This is a genomic window from Dictyobacter halimunensis (assembly GCF_036245075.1).
Window position 1 is genome coordinate 5,242,219 of record NZ_BSRI01000002.1, and the last position, 22,832, is coordinate 5,265,050.

At 59.9% G+C, this 22,832-nt stretch carries 20 protein-coding genes; 10 read left to right on the plus strand and 10 right to left on the minus strand.

Features of this window, described 5'->3' with window-relative positions:
• Positions 1 to 77: 77 nt before the first annotated feature.
• Positions 78 to 1,406 carry a phytoene desaturase family protein gene (locus tag AABA21_RS35750; RefSeq protein ID WP_338257592.1) on the minus strand — a complete coding sequence of 443 codons (1,329 nt, stop codon included), beginning with the start codon at positions 1,404 to 1,406 and terminating at the stop codon, positions 78 to 80.
• 438 nt (positions 1,407 to 1,844) lie between these two features.
• Here AABA21_RS35750 and AABA21_RS35755 point away from each other — a divergent pair, with 438 nt between their 5' ends.
• Entirely contained in the window at positions 1,845 to 2,183 is a 339-nt protein-coding gene (locus AABA21_RS35755) for a hypothetical protein (protein WP_338257593.1), read from the plus strand.
• An 81-nt stretch (positions 2,184 to 2,264) separates the two neighbouring features.
• Here AABA21_RS35755 and AABA21_RS35760 read toward each other — a convergent pair whose 3' ends face one another.
• Entirely contained in the window at positions 2,265 to 3,155 is an 891-nt protein-coding gene (locus AABA21_RS35760) for an oxidoreductase (protein ID WP_338257594.1), read from the minus strand.
• A 174-nt stretch (positions 3,156 to 3,329) separates the two neighbouring features.
• Between AABA21_RS35760 and AABA21_RS35765 the strand changes: the two genes are divergently transcribed.
• On the plus strand, positions 3,330 to 4,211 hold the full coding sequence (locus AABA21_RS35765) for a helix-turn-helix transcriptional regulator (RefSeq protein WP_338257596.1): 882 nt from the start codon (positions 3,330 to 3,332) through the stop codon (positions 4,209 to 4,211).
• A 14-nt stretch (positions 4,212 to 4,225) separates the two neighbouring features.
• On the opposite strand, the gene AABA21_RS35770 is transcribed toward AABA21_RS35765, so the two are convergent.
• Positions 4,226 to 4,963, minus strand: a complete 738-nt coding sequence (locus AABA21_RS35770; RefSeq protein ID WP_338257597.1) for a metallophosphoesterase family protein — start codon at positions 4,961 to 4,963, stop codon at positions 4,226 to 4,228.
• A gap of 62 nt (positions 4,964 to 5,025) precedes the next feature.
• The gene (locus tag AABA21_RS35775) at positions 5,026 to 5,571 is read right to left on the minus strand and encodes an acyl-CoA thioesterase (protein WP_338257598.1); all 546 of its coding nucleotides are present in this window, start codon (positions 5,569 to 5,571) and stop codon (positions 5,026 to 5,028) included.
• Between the two features lie 296 nt (positions 5,572 to 5,867).
• Here AABA21_RS35775 and AABA21_RS35780 point away from each other — a divergent pair, with 296 nt between their 5' ends.
• Both AABA21_RS35780 and AABA21_RS35785 read left to right on the plus strand, forming a co-directional pair.
• Positions 5,868 to 6,344 carry a hypothetical protein gene (locus AABA21_RS35780; protein ID WP_338257599.1) on the plus strand — a complete coding sequence of 159 codons (477 nt, stop codon included), beginning with the start codon at positions 5,868 to 5,870 and terminating at the stop codon, positions 6,342 to 6,344.
• A 180-nt stretch (positions 6,345 to 6,524) separates the two neighbouring features.
• Entirely contained in the window at positions 6,525 to 6,968 is a 444-nt protein-coding gene (locus AABA21_RS35785; protein ID WP_338257601.1) for a DUF3224 domain-containing protein, read from the plus strand.
• 107 nt (positions 6,969 to 7,075) lie between these two features.
• Here the strand turns inward: AABA21_RS35785 and AABA21_RS39660 are convergent, their stop codons facing one another.
• The 4 genes from AABA21_RS39660 to AABA21_RS35810 form a co-directional block, all read right to left on the minus strand.
• Complete coding sequence (locus tag AABA21_RS39660; RefSeq protein ID WP_463674443.1) at positions 7,076 to 7,627, minus strand: YciW-related (seleno)protein; 552 nt, start codon at positions 7,625 to 7,627, stop codon at positions 7,076 to 7,078.
• A gap of 288 nt (positions 7,628 to 7,915) precedes the next feature.
• Positions 7,916 to 8,827: an ADP-ribosylglycohydrolase family protein gene (locus AABA21_RS35800; protein WP_338257604.1), complete on the minus strand. Its 912-nt coding sequence runs from the start codon at positions 8,825 to 8,827 to the stop codon at positions 7,916 to 7,918.
• Positions 8,828 to 9,276: 449 nt separating this feature from the next.
• Positions 9,277 to 10,734, minus strand: a complete 1,458-nt coding sequence (locus AABA21_RS35805) for a pyridoxal phosphate-dependent decarboxylase family protein (RefSeq protein ID WP_338257605.1) — start codon at positions 10,732 to 10,734, stop codon at positions 9,277 to 9,279.
• A 399-nt stretch (positions 10,735 to 11,133) separates the two neighbouring features.
• Positions 11,134 to 12,096, minus strand: a complete 963-nt coding sequence (locus tag AABA21_RS35810) for a LysR family transcriptional regulator (RefSeq protein WP_338257606.1) — start codon at positions 12,094 to 12,096, stop codon at positions 11,134 to 11,136.
• A gap of 345 nt (positions 12,097 to 12,441) precedes the next feature.
• Here AABA21_RS35810 and aceA point away from each other — a divergent pair, with 345 nt between their 5' ends.
• From aceA to AABA21_RS35825, 3 genes are read left to right on the plus strand one after another with little or no spacing between them, the layout of a single operon-like run.
• The gene (gene aceA / locus AABA21_RS35815; RefSeq protein WP_338257607.1) at positions 12,442 to 13,716 is read left to right on the plus strand and encodes an isocitrate lyase; all 1,275 of its coding nucleotides are present in this window, start codon (positions 12,442 to 12,444) and stop codon (positions 13,714 to 13,716) included.
• A 51-nt stretch (positions 13,717 to 13,767) separates the two neighbouring features.
• On the plus strand, positions 13,768 to 15,405 hold the full coding sequence (gene aceB / locus AABA21_RS35820) for a malate synthase A (protein ID WP_338257608.1): 1,638 nt from the start codon (positions 13,768 to 13,770) through the stop codon (positions 15,403 to 15,405).
• A gap of 25 nt (positions 15,406 to 15,430) precedes the next feature.
• Positions 15,431 to 15,583 carry a hypothetical protein gene (locus AABA21_RS35825; RefSeq protein ID WP_338257609.1) on the plus strand — a complete coding sequence of 51 codons (153 nt, stop codon included), beginning with the start codon at positions 15,431 to 15,433 and terminating at the stop codon, positions 15,581 to 15,583.
• A gap of 174 nt (positions 15,584 to 15,757) precedes the next feature.
• Here the strand turns inward: AABA21_RS35825 and AABA21_RS35830 are convergent, their stop codons facing one another.
• Both AABA21_RS35830 and AABA21_RS35835 read right to left on the minus strand, forming a co-directional pair.
• Positions 15,758 to 17,077: an MFS transporter gene (locus AABA21_RS35830; protein ID WP_338257610.1), complete on the minus strand. Its 1,320-nt coding sequence runs from the start codon at positions 17,075 to 17,077 to the stop codon at positions 15,758 to 15,760.
• Positions 17,074 to 18,243, minus strand: a complete 1,170-nt coding sequence (locus AABA21_RS35835; protein ID WP_338257611.1) for an RNA polymerase sigma factor — start codon at positions 18,241 to 18,243, stop codon at positions 17,074 to 17,076. Before AABA21_RS35835 ends, AABA21_RS35830 begins: the two co-directional genes overlap by 4 nt.
• Before the next feature lie 265 nt (positions 18,244 to 18,508).
• Here AABA21_RS35835 and AABA21_RS35840 point away from each other — a divergent pair, with 265 nt between their 5' ends.
• From AABA21_RS35840 to AABA21_RS35850, 3 genes are all read left to right on the plus strand, one after another.
• Positions 18,509 to 20,308, plus strand: coding sequence for a hypothetical protein (locus AABA21_RS35840; RefSeq protein ID WP_338257612.1), 1,800 nt, complete (start codon positions 18,509 to 18,511; stop codon positions 20,306 to 20,308).
• A gap of 653 nt (positions 20,309 to 20,961) precedes the next feature.
• On the plus strand, positions 20,962 to 22,284 hold the full coding sequence (locus AABA21_RS35845; RefSeq protein ID WP_338257614.1) for an MFS transporter: 1,323 nt from the start codon (positions 20,962 to 20,964) through the stop codon (positions 22,282 to 22,284).
• Between the two features lie 122 nt (positions 22,285 to 22,406).
• Positions 22,407 to 22,823, plus strand: coding sequence for a YidH family protein (locus AABA21_RS35850; RefSeq protein WP_338257615.1), 417 nt, complete (start codon positions 22,407 to 22,409; stop codon positions 22,821 to 22,823).
• The last annotated feature ends 9 nt before the right edge of the window (positions 22,824 to 22,832 follow it).

The following is a 22,832-nucleotide window of genomic DNA, read 5'->3' on the forward strand; positions in this document are numbered from 1 at the left end:
TATTATATGGCCCGTCCCTGTCCTGACCTCTGGCGGCGGGCCACATAATAGTATCACCGATCTTCTTTTCTAGCATATTATATGACGCCCAGCGATCCGGCCATAGTGCTGTCCTGGCGCCCGGCGGCATGAGTTGTGATCAACCGGACCGCGTTGCTAGCGCTGGCGAAGCTGGCGTCCGACAATCCCCCTTCCGGACCGACCCAGTCGCCGGCGACATACAGGTTGGGCAGACCAGGAACCGCCGGCCCCGGCCGTCCTGCCAGGCCACCGAGGTGGGCCTGGACCATGGCGTTGGAGACGATCATGTGTGGCAGGAAGTATTGCTGCACGACCTCCGCGCGCCAGCCGGGCTGCAGGCGATCCATCTGATCCTCCAACTCCCGCCGCGTCGTTTCCGGATCTGTGGTCTCGCCGGGTCGCAGGTATTTCATAGTATGGACCAGCGCGCCCCCCTCTGGAGCCAGCCGGGCCCAGGTGGAATGCGCCGAATAGTAGAGCGGCCGATCCAGGTCCAGGGTATAGGTGTTCCCCGGCCGTGGAAGACGGCGCAGGGCGAGGTCGAGGCAGGCGGCGCGGACCGGCAGGGCCTGCTCAGACCAGCGGCGTAGCTCCTCGTGCTTTCCATCCATCACCAGGGCGCTGGCCGTCTTCGGATCGGTCGCCAGCAGTACCGCGCCCGCCTCGTAGCTCGTGCCATCCGCCATCCGCGCCCTATATCCATCATCCGCGACCTCGATCGCCTGCACCCGTGCCCCGGTGACGATGCGCACGCCCAACTCCCGAGCCTTCTGCTCCAGACTGTCTACCAGAGTCTGCCAGCCACCGTCCAGGTACAGAACCTGCGTATGCAGCAGGAACTGCAACATCCCCGCTGAAAGCAGCTCGGGCGCGTTGCTATAAGTCGCCAGGCGCATCGTCGCCAGCACGAAGCGGCGCGTCTGCTCGTGCTTCACCCGCCGCTCAAGCCAGTCTCCCAGGCTGATATCTCTGATCTCCTCGTACTTCATTCCTTGTAAGCGCACAAGCAGGTTTAACAGCTCCATTTTAGCCGCCCACGGCAGCAGGCGCGTCGTCAGCAAGGTTGTAGCCTTCACCGGAGCCGTATAGAGCCTGTCGTCGGCAAGCACGAAGAAACCGGGACCTCCCGGCTGCGATCCGCTGTAGCTGACGCCCAGCTCGCGCAGCACCTTCGCGCCGGGTCCATGAGGATAGAAGGCATGCGCCCCCTGATTGAAGAAGAAGCCGTTCTGCTGACTGGTGCGGGCGCGCCCACCAGCGCCGCCCGCCTTCTCGAACAGCGTCACCGCGTGCCCCGCGCGTGCCAGCAGAGCCGCCGCCGACAAACCCGCCAGGCCGCCGCCAACAATGATCACCGGATGTAGAGTATCTGTATTCGTCACCATACGTTATCTGTCCTCGTTTCTCATTTCTTGTTTCATCCACACACGGGATAAGGCAGAGAAGCCATGCTCCAACCTCTTTCCTCATCCCCTGAACACGAGTCGAGATAACGCACCCATTTGTGACACTGCTCCCCATCCGAAAACGCCCCCCCGTAGGTTCGGCCCTTGCGGCCGATTTTCTCTCCCCATATATGAATGCCGGTTAAAACGTTCAATGTCAATTTTGAACATTACATGTTTGAGGGACATCGTCATGCGTGGAGGGGAAATCGGCCGCAAGGGCCGAACCTACGGGGGGGCGTTTTTGATACAAGATCGAATGGGGAGGACAAATCGGGCGCGAGGCCCGAACCTACGGTATCGCTTTTCTTGTGATATGATATGTTATGAAATACGGTTAAATATGCCTGATGTGACTGCGTTGAAAGGATTCAACTTATGAATAGGTTGCAGCGCCTGTTTTTTATGGCCGGGGCGGTCCCCAATAAGCAGAACTACATCGTGCTGGGTGTGATGATCGCCAGCTTCGCTCTGACCATCATCTTTGGCTTGCTGGCGATGAGTTACAACATCCTGCTCTGGCGCCTGCTGTTTGTAATCGTTGGTGTTCCTGGCATGACGCTGGTCCTCGGCGGCTCCTATCGCCTGATCGACTGGTCCCTCTCCACCAAACAGGAGCGCGCCCGTATCGAGAAGGATGGGGCTTCAAAGCTCGTCCGTGGTTGGCTCGACGTAGAAGCACGCAACCAGCAAAACGACCCTTCAAAAAATGACTGACTCCCCATGTAGCCTGTGATCCTCGCGATCACAGGCTACATTACTTATGCGGCCGGTTTATGCAGATCGCTTTGTGCCGTTTTATCTGGCGAGTTGATCGAGCATGGTCTTGTAGCCTTCGTCATTCTCATGGTTTATGGCGCCATCAGCAAAGTCGGTGGAGGTGCTGAGGTGTTCCCAGCGCTCGATCTCGGCCAGATTGGCCTGCTCTATCTGCCGTACATGATAGACGGCGTCTTTGCCAAGTAGGAGCCGGAAGGGCGGCTCGGGCTCGTTGACGGCGGTGATGATGGCCTGAGCCGCCCTGGCGGGATCGCCCGGCTCCTGTCCGCCGCGGGTGCGCCGGTACTCTACCATCTGCCCGATCGTCTGCTGATAGTCGGGTCCTGGTTCGCTGATGTCCATGGAGGAGCCGGCCCAATCGGTGCGGAAGCCTCCTGGCTCGATGAGCGTGACCTTGATGCCGAGCGGCGCCACTTCGCGCGTGAGCGTCTCGGAGAAGCCTTCGACGCCCCATTTCGCGACCTGGTACGCGCCCAGTCCGGGGACGCCGGTGCGGCCGCCGACCGAGGAGAACTGCACGATGTGACCGGAGCGCTGCCTGCGCAGCACCGGCAGGGCCGCGCGCGTCACATGGATGACGCCCCAGAGATTCGTTTCGATCTGCGTGCGCCAATCCGCTTCGGATGCCTCTTCGATCGACGCCACGTTGGCGTAGCCGGCGTTGTTGACGACCACATCCAGGCGGCCAAAGCTCTCAACGGCCGTCGCCACGGCCGCGCGTGCCTGCTCCGCGTCGGTGACATCCAGCGCCATCGTGCGGACCCGGTCCGGGTAGCGCTCGACGAGATCGTTGAGCTGCTCGGGCCTGCGCGCCGTGGCCAGCAGGCAATCTCCCTGTGCCAGCACGGCCTCAGCCAGGCTGCGACCAAATCCACGTGAGCTACCAGTAATCATCCATACCTTCGACATGCTATCTATCCTTTCATATAAGCAGTGACTCTTCCTTTCCTCCTCAAAAAGGAGTAGGAACCTGATATGGTAGAATTATGGAGCCGGGGAAGAGTTATAACCAGGAGTGTGGTTATCATAGGTGTGAAAGTAACAGCATAATTCCTATAGTCATTAGGAGAAGGCGGCGACGCAATGATGATAGATGAGGCACAGCGGCGGGCGCAGCTCGCTGATTTTTTGAAGACGCGGCGCGCGCGCTTGAGCCCGCAGCAGTTTGGACTGCCCGTGGTGGGTCGCAGGCGTACCCCTGGTCTGCGCCGCGATGAGGTGGCGCTGCTGGCCGGCATCGGCGTCTCCTGGTATACCTGGCTTGAACAGGGACGTCCCATTACGGTCTCGGACCAGGTGCTGGAAAGCCTGGGCCGTATCTTGCGGCTTGATGACAGCGAGCGTCGCCATCTCTACATGCTGGCGCGCGGTATGGTGCCGGTTGGAGGCGAAGAAGAGCAGCAGAGCATCGACCAGCCTCCCATCAATCTGCTGGCCGTGATGGATGCGCTGGGGAATACTCCGGCCTATATCCTGGACCGCTATCTCGATGTGGTGGCCTGGAACGCCAGTGCCGCCCGCGTCTTCGGAGATTTTGGTCAGCGGGCGCGCAGGGATCGCAATGTCGTCTGGCAGCTCTTTACCCATCCCTCGCAGCGCGCATTGTATGTGCGCTGGGAAGAGGCGGCCCGACACGCCATCATGACCTTCCGCACCATCAGCGATCAACACGCGGGCGATTCTCGCTATGAGCAGCTGATCGACGATCTGAAGCAGGCCAGCCCCGAATTCCGCCGCTGGTGGGCCCGGCACGACATCGAACTATCCTGCAGCCCCACCCACCAGAAAGAGTTCAACCATCCGCAGGTTGGACGCCTGCAGGTCCTGAGCACCACCTTAATCACCCCGGACGCCCCGGACTTCAGGCTGGTCACGTGTACGCCCTGCACGCCGGAGAGCGCGGATAAACTGGCGCAACTGGCGCGGAGCGAGGCCGCATATAGCAGAAGCTATAGCCTGATCTAGCCGATCACGCCATCCTACGAGGGCGTCCAGTGGTTGGCCCACCAGGCGGCATGAGGCATCCCGGAGGCGTGCATGACCTGGATGAAGGTCGGCAGGTCAAAGGCGATGCGATGCAGCTCTACCTGCAAGGAGTTATCGTCGCACTCGACGACAGCATATTCGGCGAAGGCTGGCTGGCGAATGTCAGCGGGAGGCGAGACACGATCCATCGCCAGTCCGATGCTGCCCGGATTGAACACCAGCAGATCTTTGAAGCGGCGAAACATCTGGATATGCGTGTGCCCTCCCACCATGAGCTCGCCTCGCGTACCCGCCAATGCCTGCTCCAGCTCTTCTTCCGACGTCGTGGGCAGGATGTGTTCCTTGTAAGACCGAGGCGATCCATGGTAGCAAACGAGCGTTTTCCCATTGGGCAAAGGATACTCGATGCCGGGCTGGAACGAGTGCAGGTAGGCGCGATCAGCGGCTGAGAGTTGCTCCGCGCACCACAGATCTATCTCCTGCCAGCGCTGCCTGCGCGTATCGGGCTGCTCCTTTGGCTCGGGCTGCAAGAGCCAGACATCCATATTCCCCATCACTACAGGACAGGCAAGCGCCCGCAGCCGGTTGATCACCTCGCGGGGTTGCGGTCCCGTCGAGGCGACATCACCAAGACAGATCACCTGGTTGATATTGCGGGATGAGAGCGCTGTCAACACAGCCTCTAGAGCCACATCGTTCCCATGGATATCAGAGATGAGAGCAATGCGCATAGACCTTTCCTTTTGGGGAAGTAAGCGGGGGCAAGCCCCGCACGTACACATGTCTTTTCTTTTTATGCCTGCTCGCCGCCAGTCGTGGCCGCGCTGGAGAGCCCTTCGAACTGCTCGAAGGCCGCGCGCAGCGAGTCCGGCAGGGGATGCGGTCGGCCGGTATGATAGTTGCACCACACCAGCACCGAGCGGCCGGTGGCGAACACACGGCTATGATCAGTGCTATCGCGAATCTCATGCTCCATAACAAAGCTTGTGCGTCCAATCTTCACCACCTTCACTCCCACCTCCGCCCGATCCGAGCGCACCAGGGGCAACAGATACGTACAGGTATTCTCCTTGACCAGCATGCCATAGTGATAGCCGCGCGGACCCGTCTTGATGCGCGGATTATGCTCTCCCTCGCCACCCTCCGCCGCATCATCCTCCTTGTCCGCCTGCGCCGGCGTCTCATCGGCGTGCCGCCACGGCCGCAGCTGATCGAAATAGAAGCTGCGCGCCTCCTCCAGATAGACAAAATAGACGGTATTATTCACATGAGCCAGGGGATCTAAATCACGAAACCGGATCTGTACCGGGTACCAGCAATGATAGGTCTCAGAGGACATGGTCTACCTTCCTTTATCCAACGTCGCTCCCATTTTCACCAGCCAGGGAACAACGAAATTGTTCTGGCTAAGCCTACCATATAATATCTATTCCCGTCGATAGCCATTTTGCGGAAAGAAATCTGCTGGTAATGTGCGCGAAATTTCGGATAGTTCTCGAATATAGAAAAAATGCTCGCTTATTCAGAATGGTTCTGCTATATTCATTTTTAAGAATAATACGACGAACAGGAGTAGCACTTCTATTCCCTCTATTACATCCGCAAACAGAGTGTTTAAGAGGTGTCAGATTGCCGATGAAACGACAAAGACTCGTCATTTTTACAATTATTATTGTACTCCTCGTGTTTGGTGCATGTGCCAATCATTATTTTCCCTATGTGGCTATGCCTATGTGGATGTCAGCAATGATACTGTTTTGGAACATGAGCCTTCAATCGATCAGGGCAAACGCTGGTGAGCCGAAACCCATACCAGATCCATACGCAGGACTGGCTACTGCCGGATATATCCTCGGCACAGTCAGTTTTTTCTTTGTCAATTTTCTCTATCTCTTCAGTCCACCATTCGCACTTGTTGGTCTTCTTTTATCCCTGTTTGGTCGCAAATCATTTACCCACAGAACACAGGCGAATTGGGGTCTTGGATTGTCCGTGATTGGGATTCTGGCACCAATTATGGTTATTGCGATCAGTATGGCACTCAGTCACTGCTCTGGTTGGCCTGCATGGGATTGTTCCATTCCCATTGGAATTGAAGAGCTTTTTGGCTGATTGCATGCTTATTTAGTGGGAATTTGCGTGAAGTTCAGAACAATTCTTGAGCTCTGGAAAATCGCTTGTCTGAAAATTGGCGCAAATTACCTACCATCCGAACCAAAAAGAGAACTCGCGCGAAATTGGCGGAACTCAGGTCCTAAAATGTCCTGAATTGCTGGTAAGCTGGTCCTATCAATGCGATATATCAGGATCTCAATGATCAGAAAGAAGGTAGATACGATGGGTACACAGATCAAGGCCGAGTTCCAGGTTCTTTCATGGCAGGAGACGCCATATGAGGAGCCGGAGCAGGGGGCGAAGCTCCTGCGCATCGCTGTGAAGAAGAGCTTTCGCGGCCCGATCGAGGCCGAGAGTAGCGCCGAGCTGTTGATGTGCCAGGGCGAGGGCAACTCGGCCGGTTATGTGGCGAGCGAGCGCGTAAGCGGCAGCATCGAGGGGCGCATGGGAACCTTCGTGATCCAGCACGGCGGGGCGCTGGTCAAGGGTCAGCCCGATTTCTCCTTTGGCTACGTCGTGCCCGGCTCGGGTACTGGTGCCTTGCAGGGCCTGCGCGGCAGCTGCGCCTTCCAGCACGACGCCAGCGGAGCCGTGTTCACGCTCGACTACTCTTTCGAATGAGTTCAGCTTCTGGCGGTGGTGAAGAAAGCCTCAATTCCGATCTGATCTTCTCTGAGAAAATGACCAGATGCTCTCTCTGAGAATGAGAGAGCATCTGGTCATGGTATTTATTGATTGCCCTGGCGTTTCCAGAGTCCTTGCGAGGGAATACGCAGAGCGCGATTAAACTTGCTCGACGCGTTTTCCCACGCGATAATCTCGGTCAGCTCAACCAGCTCATCGTCGTTATAGAACTCGCGCAGGCGCGCAAAGAATTCGTCGCTGACTTCGCGACCTGTGATGGTCATGCTATCGGCGTACTCCAGGGTGACGCGCTCGACCTCGCTATAGAGCGGGCTGGTGGCATAATCAGCCAGTGCAAGAATTTTCTCATCGGAGAGGCCCAGGTTACTGCCCACGGCAGCATTGATATCCTGTCAGAACTCGCAGCCATTAATTGAGGCCACGCGCCGATTGACCAGGGCTTGCAGCTTCTCATCGATCAGCCCCGATGTCCCCAGTCCTGTCCACATCGCGCGCACCCCGCGAAAAATCGAGGGCCGCCGCGCGTAGACCAGGTGATTGAGCAGAGGCGCGCCCCAGGTCTTTGCTTGAGACTCCAGAATTTTTTGAGTGTAGTTATCCACTTCCTCAGGATTAACACCATCTATACGTGCCATAACTAATATACCTTTCCTCGGGTATTGTGCTTTCTTATAATCATGGGTGACAAAAATGGCATGTCCTCCGCCCTGGGATACTGGCAGAGCGAACACCGAAGAGCAGGCGCTACAACATTTCTCCCATGTTTATCCTGTTGAATAAGCACATCTTATGATAGCACAAAAGCCCGCGCACGTCCTGGCGGCGGGCTTTATGCCAGTAGAGGGTCAGGCGCAAGTTAAATCCGGCATCGTTCGCTGCCTGATGAAACGGATGGGTAGGTATTGAGCACGGGCCTGTCGTAATCATATCTCTTCCAGGTACCAGTCGGGCAGCGGTTCACGGGCCGCCCGCCAGCTGGCTGGGATGGCCTGCGGACCCGTGTAGGTGGCGACGATGCCGCCGACCATGGCGCAGGTCGTATCCACGTCGCCGAGGGCGCTGGCCGTAAGCCAGAGAGCCTCTTCATAGCTGTTGAGCCGCTCGCCGGCGCACCACAGCACGAACGGCACCGTGTCCTGGGACGAGATGTTGCTGCCGTTGCCGAGCTGGCCGACCACGGCCTCCAACGATGTGCGCTCGGAGAAGTTGCGGGCCCAGCGTACCTTGCGCCGCACCTCGCTGCTGGGAATGTATGGCAGGATCATCGCCAGGAATTCGGCTCGCGTGGGCATCTGTCCCGACTGGCGCAGCTGCCAGGCACAGGCGGTCGCCACCGCCACCGCGATGGCCCCGGCGATCGCCTCGGGATGCGTGTGGGTGACGCTGGTCGCCAGTTCTGCCTGCTCGCACACGAGCGGTAGATCGTCGGCGAAGTAGGCGCCGAGCGGTGCGATGCGCATGGCCCCGCCGTTGCCGAACGAGCCCTGGCCCGCGAATTGCTGCGCGGCCGCCTCGCGCCACGGCGCACCGGCGCGGATCGCGCGCAGCAGGTAGTGCATCGACGGACCATAGCCGCGCGATCCCTCGTAGTGCTCGGCGAAGCTCGCCGCCAGCTCATCCTGCCGAATCGAGCCATAGCGGAGCAGGATCGACACGATCGACAGCGCCGTCTGCGTATCATCCGTATAGGGCCACGGCGCCGCCAGCACCCGCCGCTGCGCCAGGCGTGCCGGCACCTCATCGCGCTGCCTGAAAAACAACTCTCCAAAGGCATCCCCGACCGCCAGCCCCTCCAACGCCACCTTCGCCTGCCCCCATCGCTCTTTCTGTTCCATCGAATTCCTCCATATGTTCGGACCCCGCGCCCGATTTCCCCCTGCACGTACGTCAACGCCTCTCGTAGGTTCGGGCCTTGCGCCCGATTTTTCTTCCCCACCCGATCACGCATCTTGTACATGGAATGTTCACTTGCGTCATCCCTCGTATTCGACGGACGTGATCGTGCCCCGAGGGGAAATCGGGCGCAAGCCCCAATACCTTCAGCTTAAGATCGTGCAAAACGAGAAAAGACCGCAGTACGTGCGGGGCTTGCCCCCGCTTGTTTGCTCGCCGCTCGAAAAAGCAGCAAGAAGAATGCGATGCATCGCATGCAGCCGTTCCTGGTCGCTTTGAAGATGCTTTTCTTCTTGGGATGCAATCAAGCGGGGGCAAGCCCCGCACGTACTGCTTCTCTTTCTATTTCTGTATTTCCTTACGTTGAAAGTATTAGGCGCAAGCCCCGAACCTACGAGGGGGATTGTACCATATCCCAGAGGGCGTGGATATCGTGTTCCATCGTGCGGATGTTGCCGATGGCGACACGGATCGTGTATCTGTCGTTTACCCTGGTGTGCGAGAGGAAGAAGCGTCCGCTGGCATTGATGCGGTTCATGATGTCTTCGTTTAGCTCATCCAGTTGTTGCTCGTCATCCATACCCTGGGGGTGAAGGCGGAAGCAGACGAGGCTGAAGTGGACGGGGGCCATCAGCTCGTAGCCAGGTGTGGCGTTGATTTGCTGGGCCAGCCATTGGGCCATGCGGCAGTGCTCGCGAATGCGAGCCGCCAGTCCCTCCTGCCCGAAGTAGCGCATGATCATCCACAGCTTGAGCGAGCGGAAGCGGCGTCCCAGTGAGGTGCCATAGTCCATCAGGTTGGGGACCTCATCGTCCTGGTCCTGTGCGGTGCGTAGAAACTCGGGAACCAGGCTAAACGCCGCCTTGAGGACCTTGGGCTTGCGCGTGTAGAGCACGCTGCAATCCATGGGGGTGAAGAGCCACTTGTGCGGATTGATGACCAGAGAGTCGGCTCGCTCACAGCCGTCAAGGACCCGGCGCATCTCTGGAGCGATGGCGGCGGAGCCACCATAGGCCGCGTCGACGTGCAGCCAGAGGCCATATTTCTCGCAGATGTCGGCGATCTGTGGTACCGGATCGATGCTGCTGGTCGAGGTCGTGCCGACCGTTGCTACGACCGCGCAGGGCCGCCAACCCTCCTCGCGATCGCGCTGGATGGCCTGTTCTAGTTGTGCTGCATCCATGCGCAACTCGCCATCGGTCGCAATCTTGCATACCCCTTCCTGCCCGATGCCCAGCGTCATCGCCGCCTTGTCGGTTGCCGAATGCGCCTCCTGCGATGCATATATCCGCAGCCGGGGCACGTCAGCGCGTCCGGCCAATCCCTTCTGGCGGATCGCCAGGTCGGTGAGGGCCTCGCGGGCGGCGGCCAGCGCGTAGAGCGTACTGCTGGAGGCCGTATCGTTGATCACGCCGAACAGCGGCGCCGGCAGACCTAGAGCCTGTCGCAGCCAATCCAGCGTCACCTGCTCCAACTCGGTCGCGGCCGGCGAGGTAAGCCAGAGCATGGCGTTCACATTGAGTCCGCTGGCCAGCATCTCGCCCAGGATGCCGGGTCCCGAGCCCGTGTTGGCGAAATAGGCCAGAAAGCCGGGCGCATTCCAATGCGTAATGCCTGGCATCAGCACCCGGTCAACATCGGCCATAATGGCCTCCATCGTCTCCGGTTCCTCCGGCGGACGGATCGGTAACGCCCCACGAATCTCACCCGGTTTCACCCGCGCCAGCACTGGATACTCTTTCCCGTTGGCCAGGTAATCCGCGATCCAATCGACCATCTTATAGCCATAATGACGAAACGCTTCCGGGTCCATATCACCAAGAGCTGCCGGTTGCTGCTGTTGATCCATAACACCTCCATTGTGCCTTTTGATATATATTATACATCCGTGCTCACGCTGGGAGATGGATGCGATGGGGAGCCGAACGGGCCGGGGACGGGGCCGCTTTGCGGCGGGCGGACCTTGAGGGCTAATACGTTCAATTTTAGCGCAGGTGAAAATAGACACGACCGCAGTACGTGCGGGGCTTGCCCCCGCTTGATTGCATCCCAAAAGGAAATGCTCCTTCAAAGCGACCAGGAACGGTTGCACGCGATGCATCTCATTTTGTTTGTTGCTTTTTCGAGCGACGAGCAAGCAAGCGGGGGCGAGCCTCGCACGTACTGTGGTATTTGCTCGTTTTGCACGATCTTAAGCTGAAGGTATTGACCTCAAGGGTCGCCCGCCGCGAAGCGGCCCCCGTCCACGTTACGAGATCAGGGTTTGCGGGATCTCGCTGTTTTGGAGCAGGAAGTTTTTGAAGGCGCGGGCCGTGGCCGACAGGTTCTTGTCCTTGAGGTGCACGAGGCGCCACTGCAGGGTGATGGGGAAGCCTTCGGCGTCGAGGATGACGAGGCGGTTCGTCTCCAGCTCGATGTCGATGGCGACGCGCGAGATGAGGGCGATGCCCAGGCCGGCGGCCACGCTCTGCTTGATGGCGCTGTTGTTCCCCATCTGCATGCTGACCAGCAGGGGATAGCCGGCGTTCTGGAAGGCCTGCTCAAGGGCGTTGCGCGTGCCCGAGCCGATCTCGCGCAGCAGGAAGTGTTCGCGCGCCAGCTCGGAGAAGGGAATGCGCTTGCAGCCGGCCAGGCGGTGCGTGGGCGGTGCGATCAACACCAACTCGTTGGGGGCAAAGGGCGCCACAAAGGCCGGGATCTCGGTCGGGATTTTGCCCATAATCACCATGTCCACGCGGTTCTGGCTCAGGTCATCGACCAGGTAGCCACGATTGACCACCTCCAGCGTAATCTCGACGTTGGGATAGAGCTGGCGGAACTTGCCCAGCACGCGCGGCACCACGTACGTCCCCACGGTCGTGTCGGCGCCCACACGCAGGTGGCCATAGTGAGGATTGCGCAGCGTATCCATCGTCTCGATCGTCTCATCGATCAAGGCGAAGATCTTCTCACTATAGCGGTAGAGCTCCTCTCCGGCGGGCGTCAGGTGGGTTCTATGCCCGATCTTGTCGAAGAGCCGCACTCCCAGGGAATCTTCAAGCAGGCGTATCTGGGCCGAGACAGCTGGCTGGCTAAAATGTAGTTCGTCGGCGGCACGACTATAACTGCAATGCTTCGCCACCACCTGAAACGTCGCCAGACGGTGCAAGTTCAGTTGATGCATCGTCGCAACCTCCAGCGTAAACTTGATAAGCATATTGTTATATAGCATATAAACGGTTTTCTCATCACTGTCAAGATCCATTGAGCACTAATTCCGCCGCAATGGACTCGTTTACGGGCCACTTTTTTCTTCCTCATCATGCCGCTGTGGCTGCTTGTAAGCCTCTTTAAGTCGGCCTGCCAGGAGCGTGGAGGACCTATAAGGCTGTGGTTATAGCAGCTTGACATAACTAAAAGGTTATCAAATTCCTCACGAATTTGAAAGCTTAAGTGTAGATTTCCGGTAAATCTTAATGGTATCCTTGCTTTAGGGAACAGTCGTAGGCGAGGATGCTGGGAGCATCCTCAACCGGGCTTGCCCCGGCTTTGCGCGAGAAAGAATAAGGAGAACAACATGAACGGTCATCAGGTAGACAATCTTTCGATGGAGTGGGAGAGCGATGAACGTTGGCAGGGTGTGAAGCGTCCGTATAGCGCGGAGGATGTACTGCGGTTGCGCGGTTCGCTTCATATCGAGTACACGCTGGCGCGCCGTGGCGCCGAGCGTCTATGGTCCTTATTGAAGTCCGAGCCATACGTGGCGGCGCTGGGTGCGCTGACCGGCAATCAGGCGGTGCAGCAGGTCAAGGCGGGATTGAAGGCTATCTACCTCAGTGGCTGGCAGGTGGCGGCCGACGCCAACCAGGCGGGCCAGATGTATCCCGATCAGAGCCTGTATCCGGCCAATAGCGTGCCGATGGTGGTGCGCAAGATCAATCAGGCGCTGCAGCGGGCCGACCAGATCCAGCATAGCGAGGGTCACAGCGGCGAGATCGACTGGTTCGCGCCGATCGTGGCCGACGGCGAGGCGGGATTCGGTGGTCCCTTGAACGTGTTTGAGATGACCAAGGCTATGATCGAGGCTGGAGCGGCCGGCGTACACTTCGAGGACCAGCTGGCCTCCGAGAAGAAGTGCGGTCACATGGGCGGCAAGGTCCTGATCCCGACGCAGAGCGCCATCAAGCACCTGACCTCGGCGCGGCTGGCCGCCGATATCATGGGCGTTCCCACCATTTTGATTGCCCGCACTGATGCAAATGGGGCCAAACTGATTACCTCCGACGTCGATCCGGCTGATCAGCCGTTCCTGACCGGTGAGCGCACGCCCGAGGGCTTCTATCGCATGCGTTCGGGACTTGAGACCGCCATCGCGCGCGGCCTGGCCTACGCGCCCTACTGCGACCTGATCTGGTGCGAGACCTCCGAGCCCAATCTGCAGGAGGCGTGGCGCTTCGCCGACGCGATCCACGAGCGCTTCCCCGGCAAGCTGCTGGCCTATAACTGCTCCCCCTCCTTCAACTGGCGTCAGAAGCTGGATGAGGCCACCATTCGCACCTTCCAGCAGCAGCTGGGCGAGATGGGCTACAGGTTCCAGTTTATTACGCTGGCCGGCTTCCACGCCCTCAACTACAGCATGTTCAAGCTGGCCCGCGAGTACTCGGAGCAGGGGATGACCGCCTATTCCGCCTTGCAGCAGGCCGAGTTTGGACTGGAGGAACAGGGTTATACCGCTACGCGGCACCAGCGCGAGGTCGGCACCGGCTACTTCGACGAGGTGACGCAGGTGATCGCCGCCGGCCAGTCCTCGACCACGGCCATGGCAGAATCCACCGAGGCCGCGCAATTCTAAGCAACCAACCACGCAGAGAGATTGATGAACTTCTGAAAGGATGCACAGGCTATGATCGATGAACAGGCAAGCGTACAAACTGCACGATGGGGTGTAACGGCGCCGGAGATTCCGGTGACGATTCAGGGCACGATGACGGCGGCGTATGAGCAGATCCTTACGCCGGGTGCGCTGGACTTTATCGCGCTGCTCTCTTCGACCTTTGAACCTGAACGCCAGCGTCTGCTGCAGCGGCGCGCGCGGCGGCAGGCGGAGCTGGACGCCGGCCAGTTCCCCGACTTCCTGCCTGAGACCGCGCACATTCGCAACCGCGAATGGATCATCGCGCCCATCCCTAGCGAGCTGTGGGACCGGCGTGTCGAGATCACGGGTCCGGTTGAGCGCAAGATGATTATCAACGCCCTCAATTCGGGCGCGCAGGTCTTCATGGCGGACTTCGAGGACTCGCATTCGCCGACCTGGCACGGCACCATTCAGGGGCAGATCAATCTCTTTGACGCGGTGCGCCGCACCATCAGCTACGATGATCCCGCCACCGGCAAGCACTACAGCCTGAACGAGGAGCCGGCGGTCCTCTTCGTGCGGCCGCGCGGCTGGCACCTGGAGGATAAGCACGTGTTGATCGGCGGTCAGCCCATCTCGGCCAGCCTGTTTGACTTCGGCCTCTACTTCTACCACAACGCCCGCCAGCTGCTGGCCAACGGTAGCGCCCCCTACTTCTACCTGCCCAAGCTGGAGAGTCACCTGGAGGCGCGGCTGTGGAACGACGTCTTCTGCCTCGCCCAGCAACTGCTGGGGATTCCGCAGGGTACCATCAAGGCCACCGTGCTGATCGAGACCATCCTGGCCGCCTTCGAGATGGATGAGATCCTCTACGAGCTGCGCGAGCACTCGGCGGGACTCAACTGCGGACGCTGGGACTACATCTTCAGCGCCATCAAGAAGTTTCGCCACGTGCCCGACTTTATCCTGCCGGATCGCGCCTGCGTGACGATGCGCACCCCCTTTATGCGCGCCTACTCGTTGCTGACCATCAAGACCTGCCATCACCGCCACGCCCACGCTATCGGCGGCATGGCGGCGCAGATCCCTAACAAGCGCGACGTGCAGGCCAACGCCGAGGCCATGGCCCGCGTCCAGGCCGACAAGCGGCGCGAAGCCGTCGACGGACACGACGGCACCTGGGTGGCCCATCCCGGCCTGGTCGACCTCGCCCGCAAAGAGTTCGACGCCATCATGGGCGGTCCCCACCAGATCGAGCGCAAGCGCGAGGACGTGTATGTGACCGCCACCAACCTGCTACAGATCCCCGACGGCCGCATTACCGAGCGGGGGCTGCGCACCAACATCAGCGTCAGCCTGCAGTATCTGGAAGCGTGGCTGCGTGGCAACGGCTGCGTCCCCATCAACGGGCTGATGGAGGATGCAGCCACCGTCGAGATCTCGCGCGCCCAGCTCTGGCAGTGGGTCCACCATCCCGATGGCGTGCTCGACGACGGCCGCAAGGTCACCCGTGGCATGTTCCGCCAGCTACTGGCCGAAGAGACGCAGACGCTCCGCGAGACAATGGGCACCAACCAGTACGCCATCCGCCGCCTCGTCACCGCTGGCGCCATCCTCGACAACCTCGTCACCGCCACCGAGTTCACCGACTTCCTGACCTCGGCCGCCTACCAATACCTCGATTGACATATATCCGAGAGAGGGAGGGAAAATGTCCCCTCCCTCCAAACCCGAACCGCCCCCGTATATGGAACGTCCCCCCAACGTGAACCGCCGTGTAGGGTCGACCTTCAACGGTCGACCGGCCCGCGAGCGCCAGCGATTGCGGGCCACGTACCCGGCCGGTTCGGCTTCTCGTGGATAACATCTCGCCCCACGTGGTACCCGGCCAGGAACGTTCGCTTAAAGGTTCGTGTGCGGAACGTTCCCCTCGGGGAACCACGTTTCCCATCGTGGATGCCATGGGAAGCGGTATCGTGGGGGTACGTGGGCCGCCGTCGCTGGCGCTCGCGGCCCGGTCGACCGTTGAAGGTCGACCCTACGATTGTGTTCCCTTTTCAAGGGGCGGTTCACGTTGGGGGGGCGTTTCGGGTTGTTTGTCGATGGCTTTGAGGGCGGGATTGACCAACAGAGATATGGTGCAGGCGAGGTAGGTGATGCCAAATGCGATGATGGCCGGGATGACGCCGCTCCATTGGACGAAGAATCCGGCGACGAGGCCACCGAGCGGCATGCCGCATGTGACGCCAGCGGCCAGGGCGCCGAAGACGCGGGCGCGCATCTCGACGGGCACCAGCTCTTGTTCAGCGCCAGATAAGATGGGATTGATAGGGCCGATCAGCAGTCCGGCGGCGATATACGCTGTGATCAGGATCGGCAGTGGCAGGGCCAGGGCCAGCGGCAGGAAGCGTAGGATAGTCGAGAGCGTAAAACAGAGCCCTAGAGTGCGGCTGCGCGGCAGGCGGTGGCCGATCCAGGCGAAGAGCATAGTGCTCACGAAGGCGGCCCCGCCGAAGGCCGCCACCAACTCACCCAGGGCCAGCGGGTTGCCGAAGATCTGCCTGACGTAGACCGGCTGGATGACACCGGCCAGCCCCTGGTCCAGCAGGTTGGTAATCATGACAACGATAACAATGGACAACATGACTGGGGAGCGGCGTACGAAGACCAGCCCCTCCTTGAGCTCCCCGATGTAGCTCCCCTCCTTCTTCTCACCGGCTTTGCGCACCGGCGGTGTGTGTGGGACCGCCCAGGCCAGCAGGATGGCCGAGAAGAAGAAGGTGGCGCCATCGACCCACAGCAGGTTGGCGGTGCCGATCGCGATGATCAGCACGCCGGCCAGGGGCGCGCCGAAGAAGCCGGCCACGCGGCGCACGCCGTCGTAGAGCGAGTTGGCGCGCTCAGACGGCATCTGTGACAGCTTGATCAGATCGGGCAGCATGGCGTAGCGGGCCTCGGTGCCGGGCGTCTGCAACAGGCCGGCCAGAAAGACCAGCACCTGCAGCTCCCAGAACGACAGGCCAATGGTCATATAGCACAGCGGAATCAGGACGACCGCGATGCCGCTGGCGATGTCGGCGCCGACGCTGGTGCGCTTATAACCCAGGCGATCCATTAGCAGGCTGCCGAAGAACGACGAGATCACGATAGCCAGCGTCGCTGAGAAGGCGGTGATGCCCGCCTGGGCGGCGCTCCCTGTGGTCTGCAGGACCAGCCAGGGGATGGACAGGTTCATCAATACGTCCCCTACAAACGAGCAGACGTTGGCGATGAAGAGTGCCACGATCGGTAGCTGCCTCTTCTCTATGACCGGAGTGGGCGTCTGGAGCAGTTCCGGCGTTTGCTGACTGCTGTTCATACCTGCCCTCCGATCTGCAGGGTCTGGAAGTTTTCCAGCGAGGTCACGACCTCAACGCGCGCCGAGCTGGTGACGCTCTCATAGCTGGAGACCAGGGCACGCCCCCCCTGCGCCTCGATGAAGCGTGGGGGCAGCATGCGGACGCGCGGATGCTGGCGGCGGAACTGATTGAGTTCTGGCAGTGAGAGTGCCAGGTGTTCCAGCGAGCTATAGCAACGCGACTCGCAGTGATCACAGAAAAGATTGACGATCGGCGTCTCGCGCCGATGCATCCAGCTGGAGGCGTTGTCCGGCATGCCGAAGCGCAGCATCACCGGGCGTCCGCACGAGCAGCAGGGGACCGAGCCGGTATTCAGCGCCGTGCGATAGTAATAATTGACCCAGTTGCCCATCCGCGTCATGGCTGGCTTGTAGCCTTTGACCCCTCCGAGCAGCGTTAATCCACTATTGGTAGAGATGAAGTCGCCCGCCTCGGGACAGCAGCCGGGGCACTTCAGGTGCAGCTCCAGCTGTTCAGGCTTGAACTTTCCCAGCAGGCGATGCTGTCCACACAGATGGCACCAGAGCGAGGTGTGTTCCCAGCTATCATCCTCGACCGGCGTGTAGTTCTCGGATTCCAGCTGCAGCTCAGTAGCCAGCACCTTGCGCAGCGCCAGCCGGCCGCGCTGCAAGCGCATCGAGACCGTGTTGACGTTCATGCCCAGCAGCGTGGCGATCTCCGACAGCGACGACTCGCGCACGTAGCGCTCCAGCAGTGTCGTGCGGGTCTCCGTGGGCAGCAGGTCCAGCGCCCGGTCCAGCAGTTCCGCCATCTCCTGGCGCTCCATCTCGACCTCGACATCGAAGTCCGCTGTCAGCGTCTCGGCCAGCGAGGTCATGCCCTCCTCGTGCCGCAGCGGCAGCTCCAGCGATTGGGCCGTCTCACGCGCCTGCCGGCTCAGCCAGCGCAAGCACACATTGCGCGCGATCCCGCTCAGCCACTGCGCGAACTTCTCCGGCTCCCGCAGATCATCCAGGTGCCGCCACGCCTCCAGCAGCGTCTCCTGCACCATATCCTCGGCCACCAGCGCGTTCCCCGTGATCCGCGTGCACAGACGCAGCAGCCGTGGCCGCTCTGTTGCCAGCACAGTCTCTACATCCTGCAGCATATCTTCAAACTTCTCCATCAGCCATCGTCTCCTGATCAGCTAGTGTAGCATATGTGTTTACTTCTTTGTCGCCAAAGAGGCACGTAATTACACGCGAAAATTGACCAATTTCTATCATCTGAGGATTGACGCATTCTGGATTGATTATAGTGCATCTAATTTATGGTTAAGCTCGTGAGTAGAGTAGAGATATACAAATGACAGAGACGTTAAATGATGACGTCAAAGGCCGAAAATTGAGGAAATTTATCTAATAAGGATTCATCGAAGGAGCAGCAGCACTATGTCAGTAACACCATCTCCTACGGTAGTAGGCGTCTTCCGGGACCGATCGGTGCTTGAGCAGGCGATCGAGGCCCTGTACCGGGCTGGCTTTGCGCAGGACCAGATTCGCTATTCTGTTCCTGATAACACCTCCGGCGGCTTTCTGAATGATCTCAAGAGCCTGTTTACCGGTTCCGGCGCGTCCGGCTCGGGCGACCTGGCTAACGACCTGACCGGCATGGGCCTGACGAGCGAGCAGGCGCGCTACTATGCCAACGAATATGATAACGGCAATATCGTCATGGCCGTTCAGGCCCTCGATAATGAGCAAGAGGCCATGAACATCTTCCATCAGTTTGGCGCCTATGGCATCCACAACACCCTGCGGGAAGCGGGGGGCATGAACGAGGATGCCGGCTACGCGCAGCCGCAGACCGACGTCAACAATCCTTCGGCGGCCTACGCGCAGCAGTCAACCGACTATCAGCATCAGATGTCTCCCTACACGCAGCATCCTGAAGGCTACGCGCAGCAGCCGCAGACCTCCTCGACCTGGGGAGATGACTCCGAGCGCGACCAGCCGCTGAACGAGGAGACCAACCCGCGCCATGAGGCTGTCCCAAACGAGCAGGCAGCGGCACATGATTACGCCAGCGACAACAACAATAACTATAATGGTAACGCCCTCTACAATGATGGCAGCACATATAATAACAACGATGCCGCATATAACGATCACAACGCCACGTACGACGACAGCAATACGTATAACGACAATAATGACAATGCTGACTATACTGAACAGAATAGCGCCGTAGTTCCCTCCGGTGCTGCCGATCAGCAGAATCTTCCGGACAACATCGAGCCGGAGAGCGTGGTCGATCACCAGCAGAATCTGCCGGAGGATAATACACCCATACACGAGCCGGCCGTCAGCGATGAGCACCTGAACGCGCCCAATCACCAGGACCAGGCCGCGCAGGACTACCGGCCCCCCGCGACCGATGCCAGCGCTTCTGATGACTACAACACCGCCGACCATCAAAATTACAACGCCGCCGACCACCAGGACTACAATAACGATGAGACGACACAGCCGGTCGGTAGTGACGTTCAGCCCGGGCCATACCGCGAATACGCGGCGGACGCCCAGAATGCAGCCCCAACCTCGGCAGCCGATGCCGAGAATCGCGAGTACCCGACGACCGTTACGTATGACGAAGCGCCCGGCACACCGTCCCATGAGCAAGCTCCCCTGGACGCGCAGCCCGCGGACACATTCGAAAATGCCGCCTATCAGAATCCCGCGACGCACAACGGCGAGGTCTCAACCCCGTCCTCCAGGTACAACACCGAGCCAGATCTCAGCGCCGATCAGGGGCAGGCTACCCAGCCAGACCTCAGCGCCGACCAGCCGCAGGTCAACGAGGCCGATCAGCAGCAGTACCAGACAGCCGCGTCCACGACGGAAAATGCTCCCCTTGATCGGCAGCAGGCACCCCTGAACACAACCTCGGCTCCCGAGATCGCCAGCCAGCAGCAGGCCCAGCAGGACGCCACCACGAGCCCGGCGGATCAGACCACCACGACGTCCACCAATCCTGCCGCCCAGCGCGAAGAGAGGCTGCGCCAGCTGCAGCAGCGCCTGGAGAACGCCAAGCAACGTCTGCAGGACTCCCAGTCCCAACTGCAGGCCGCCAAAGAGCACGAATCCCAGCTGCAGAGCATGAAGCAGCAGCTCGACGCCATCGAGGCCGAGCTGGAAAAAAACGAAGCTGAGCTGCGCGAAACCCATTCACGCATCGAACAATATTATTAATCGCAGCAGCTCATCCATATCATGAGCGGGTGTGCCCCGCGCGTACCCGCTCCGTCCTTCCCATCTCGAAAGCGTCCCCCCAAATCGAAAACGTTCATCGTAGGTGCCGGGCTTGCCCCGGCTTGGAGCGAAGCGGCCCCGCCCCCGATCACGAGCGTTCCCTCCGACACGGCACCTCGCGTCGAGATGGTTGGAGGTGAATGAGCCGAACCGGCCGGGAACGGGGTCGCCTGACGGCTCCAAGCCGGGGCAAGCCCGGCACCTACGATGGGTGTTGCGCGATCAATATATATTTTGTTTCGTTGACATAAAGGTAATTGATGTGTTATCGTCATATATAACACATTTATATCAGACGATAAGGACAGATATTTTGTCGAAATATACATTATTGATGCAGCAGACGACCATCGTTGTCGGCATCATCGCCCATCCTCCCGGCGCGGCCGCTCCTGTAGCGCGCTAGCGAAGGCCGGATCATCATCTTCACGCAACCATTCGTTGAGGACACCATCAACTCTTTGTGGTGCCTTGCTCGTTTGCGACCCTCGTTCAAAGCTGGGGCAAGCCCGGCACCTACGATTCCCTTCGTTGTGCGTGCTCCGCTGCCTGTGAATGTCATCCACGCTACTGCGCATATGAAGGGAATAGCTATGCTTTATCGCTATCAAAAGTTGCGGGCGCTCTATGGGCGTCGTCTGCGCTTGATCAATCGCAATTACACGTTTTTGTGGTCGGGACAGAGCGTCTCGCTGATCGGGGATACTATCTTTGATACCGTGCTGGTGCTGTGGGTCGCTGATCTGCTGGGTCATAGCGGTCAGGCTCCGCTGGCCGTGAGCGGGATCGGACTGGCTGTGGCGCTGCCGTCGCTGCTGCTGAGCCCGTTCGCCGGTGTGCTGGTGGATCGCTGGCCGAAGCGGCGCACGATGCTGGTGATGGACGCCCTGCGCGCCTTGCTCGTTTGCTCTCTGCTGCTGGTTTCCGGTGTGTTGCCCATGTCGTTGAACTTGTCGTTGCCCATCAAACTGACGATCCTGTATGTGATCGTCGGGGGCGCCAGCTGCTGCAGCCAGTTCTTCAATCCGTCCAGCATGGCCCTGCTCGGTCTGATTGTGCCGGAGGAGCAGCGCACGCGGGCCTCGGCCCTCAGCATGGGGACCGGCATGTTCGCCTGGACGCTTGGTCCCGCTATCGCCAGCGTACTCTATGCCAGCTTCGGCATCGGCTGGGCCATCGTCTTTGACGTGGTCACCTTCGGCTGGTCATGGTGCATGATCCGGCAGATCCAGCTGCCCGCGTCGCAGCCGGAAGGGATGCCGGAGAGGCAGCCGCGCCACTTCTTCAGGGAGCTATGGGACGGGCTCGGCTTCATTCGTGATAGCGCCCTGCTCTTCCCACTGCTGCTGTCCGATGGTGTTTTCTTCTTCGGCCTGGGCATCGTCAACACGCTCTGCCTGTTCCTGGTCACCGGCAATCTGCACGTCCCCGCCAGCCTCTACGGACCCTTCTGCGCTATCCCGGCCGCCGGAGGTATCCTGGGAACCTGGCTGGTCGGCCGCTACGGCTCGAAGGTTGGCGAGATCAGGATCTACGCCTGTGGAGCCCTGGTCTCGGGAGCGGCCGTCCTCTTTGTCGGCTGGCAGAGCAATCCGCTGCTGGCCCTGCTCGGCTTCTTTATCGCCAACGTCTCCAACATGCACGCCGCCGTCGTCACCGGTCCCCTGATTCTTAAGGCCACGCCCGAAAAGCTGGTCGGGCGCATCTTCGCCGCCCGGGGCACGGTCATGACCGTCTGCTCGCTGCTGGCCACCTTCCTCAGCGGCTACCTGAGCAGCACGCTGCTGCGCTCGCTGCACCTGGATGTGGGTCGTGGTGCATCTTTGAACGCCATTAACGCACTATATATATGTGCCGGTATCATTATCATGATCGCCGGTATCTATGCCTGGTGGACCCTGGTGCGCAAAGAATAGATCAAACGCGACAACAAAAACGGGCGCGCCACCATCGTCGGGCGCGTCTGTTTCGCCGGATGTTCCCCAACCATATATACATAGGTGCCGGGCTCACCCCGGCTTAATTGGAATGAAGAATTATGTTAGAAAAGCCAGACGAACCAAAGGAGACCGCCCCCAACGCGGGCCGGCGCACCAGCACGCAGGTTACCAACCATCTGGCCAACGAGCGCACCTTTTTGGCCTGGATTCGCACCGGGCTGGCCACCATCACCATCGGCTTTGTCGTGGCCCGCTTCGGTCTCTTCCTGCGTGAACTGGGCTTCAAGAGCCAGCCCGTTCCCCTGTTTTCTCTGCATTACTCGATGCTTATCGGCGTCGCGCTCACCATGCTGGGGATCATCACCATCATCGCCGCCCTGCGCAACTTCCTGCGCGTGCGCCGCGACATCGACCGCAACGAATTTCACCCCATGGCTGGCTCGGCTATCACGCTCACCGTTGTTGCCAGCATCATCGGCCTCCTCCTGGCCATCTACCTCTTCCTCACCTCATGATCCCAAGCT

Excerpts from the sequence above, each read along its gene's own strand:
- AABA21_RS35850 (WP_338257615.1), top strand. The coding sequence starts at position 22,407 with ATGTTAGAAAAGCCAGACGAACCAAAGGAGACCGCCCCCAACGCGGGC.
- AABA21_RS35825 (WP_338257609.1), top strand. The coding sequence starts at position 15,431 with ATGTCCCCTCCCTCCAAACCCGAACCGCCCCCGTATATGGAACGTCCC.
- AABA21_RS35800 (WP_338257604.1), bottom strand. The coding sequence starts at position 8,827 with ATGGAACAGAAAGAGCGATGGGGGCAGGCGAAGGTGGCGTTGGAGGGG.
- AABA21_RS35775 (WP_338257598.1), bottom strand. The coding sequence starts at position 5,571 with ATGTCCTCTGAGACCTATCATTGCTGGTACCCGGTACAGATCCGGTTT.
- AABA21_RS35845 (WP_338257614.1), top strand. The coding sequence starts at position 20,962 with ATGCTTTATCGCTATCAAAAGTTGCGGGCGCTCTATGGGCGTCGTCTG.
- AABA21_RS35835 (WP_338257611.1), bottom strand. The coding sequence starts at position 18,243 with ATGGAGAAGTTTGAAGATATGCTGCAGGATGTAGAGACTGTGCTGGCA.
- aceB (WP_338257608.1), top strand. The coding sequence starts at position 13,768 with ATGATCGATGAACAGGCAAGCGTACAAACTGCACGATGGGGTGTAACG.
- AABA21_RS35780 (WP_338257599.1), top strand. The coding sequence starts at position 5,868 with ATGAAACGACAAAGACTCGTCATTTTTACAATTATTATTGTACTCCTC.
- AABA21_RS35750 (WP_338257592.1), bottom strand. The coding sequence starts at position 1,406 with ATGGTGACGAATACAGATACTCTACATCCGGTGATCATTGTTGGCGGC.
- AABA21_RS35805 (WP_338257605.1), bottom strand. The coding sequence starts at position 10,734 with ATGGATCAACAGCAGCAACCGGCAGCTCTTGGTGATATGGACCCGGAA.
- AABA21_RS35785 (WP_338257601.1), top strand. The coding sequence starts at position 6,525 with ATGCGATATATCAGGATCTCAATGATCAGAAAGAAGGTAGATACGATG.
- AABA21_RS35830 (WP_338257610.1), bottom strand. The coding sequence starts at position 17,077 with ATGAACAGCAGTCAGCAAACGCCGGAACTGCTCCAGACGCCCACTCCG.
- AABA21_RS35810 (WP_338257606.1), bottom strand. The coding sequence starts at position 12,096 with ATGCTATATAACAATATGCTTATCAAGTTTACGCTGGAGGTTGCGACG.
- AABA21_RS35770 (WP_338257597.1), bottom strand. The coding sequence starts at position 4,963 with ATGCGCATTGCTCTCATCTCTGATATCCATGGGAACGATGTGGCTCTA.
- AABA21_RS35755 (WP_338257593.1), top strand. The coding sequence starts at position 1,845 with ATGAATAGGTTGCAGCGCCTGTTTTTTATGGCCGGGGCGGTCCCCAAT.
- AABA21_RS35765 (WP_338257596.1), top strand. The coding sequence starts at position 3,330 with ATGATGATAGATGAGGCACAGCGGCGGGCGCAGCTCGCTGATTTTTTG.
- AABA21_RS35840 (WP_338257612.1), top strand. The coding sequence starts at position 18,509 with ATGTCAGTAACACCATCTCCTACGGTAGTAGGCGTCTTCCGGGACCGA.
- AABA21_RS35760 (WP_338257594.1), bottom strand. The coding sequence starts at position 3,155 with ATGTCGAAGGTATGGATGATTACTGGTAGCTCACGTGGATTTGGTCGC.
- aceA (WP_338257607.1), top strand. The coding sequence starts at position 12,442 with ATGAACGGTCATCAGGTAGACAATCTTTCGATGGAGTGGGAGAGCGAT.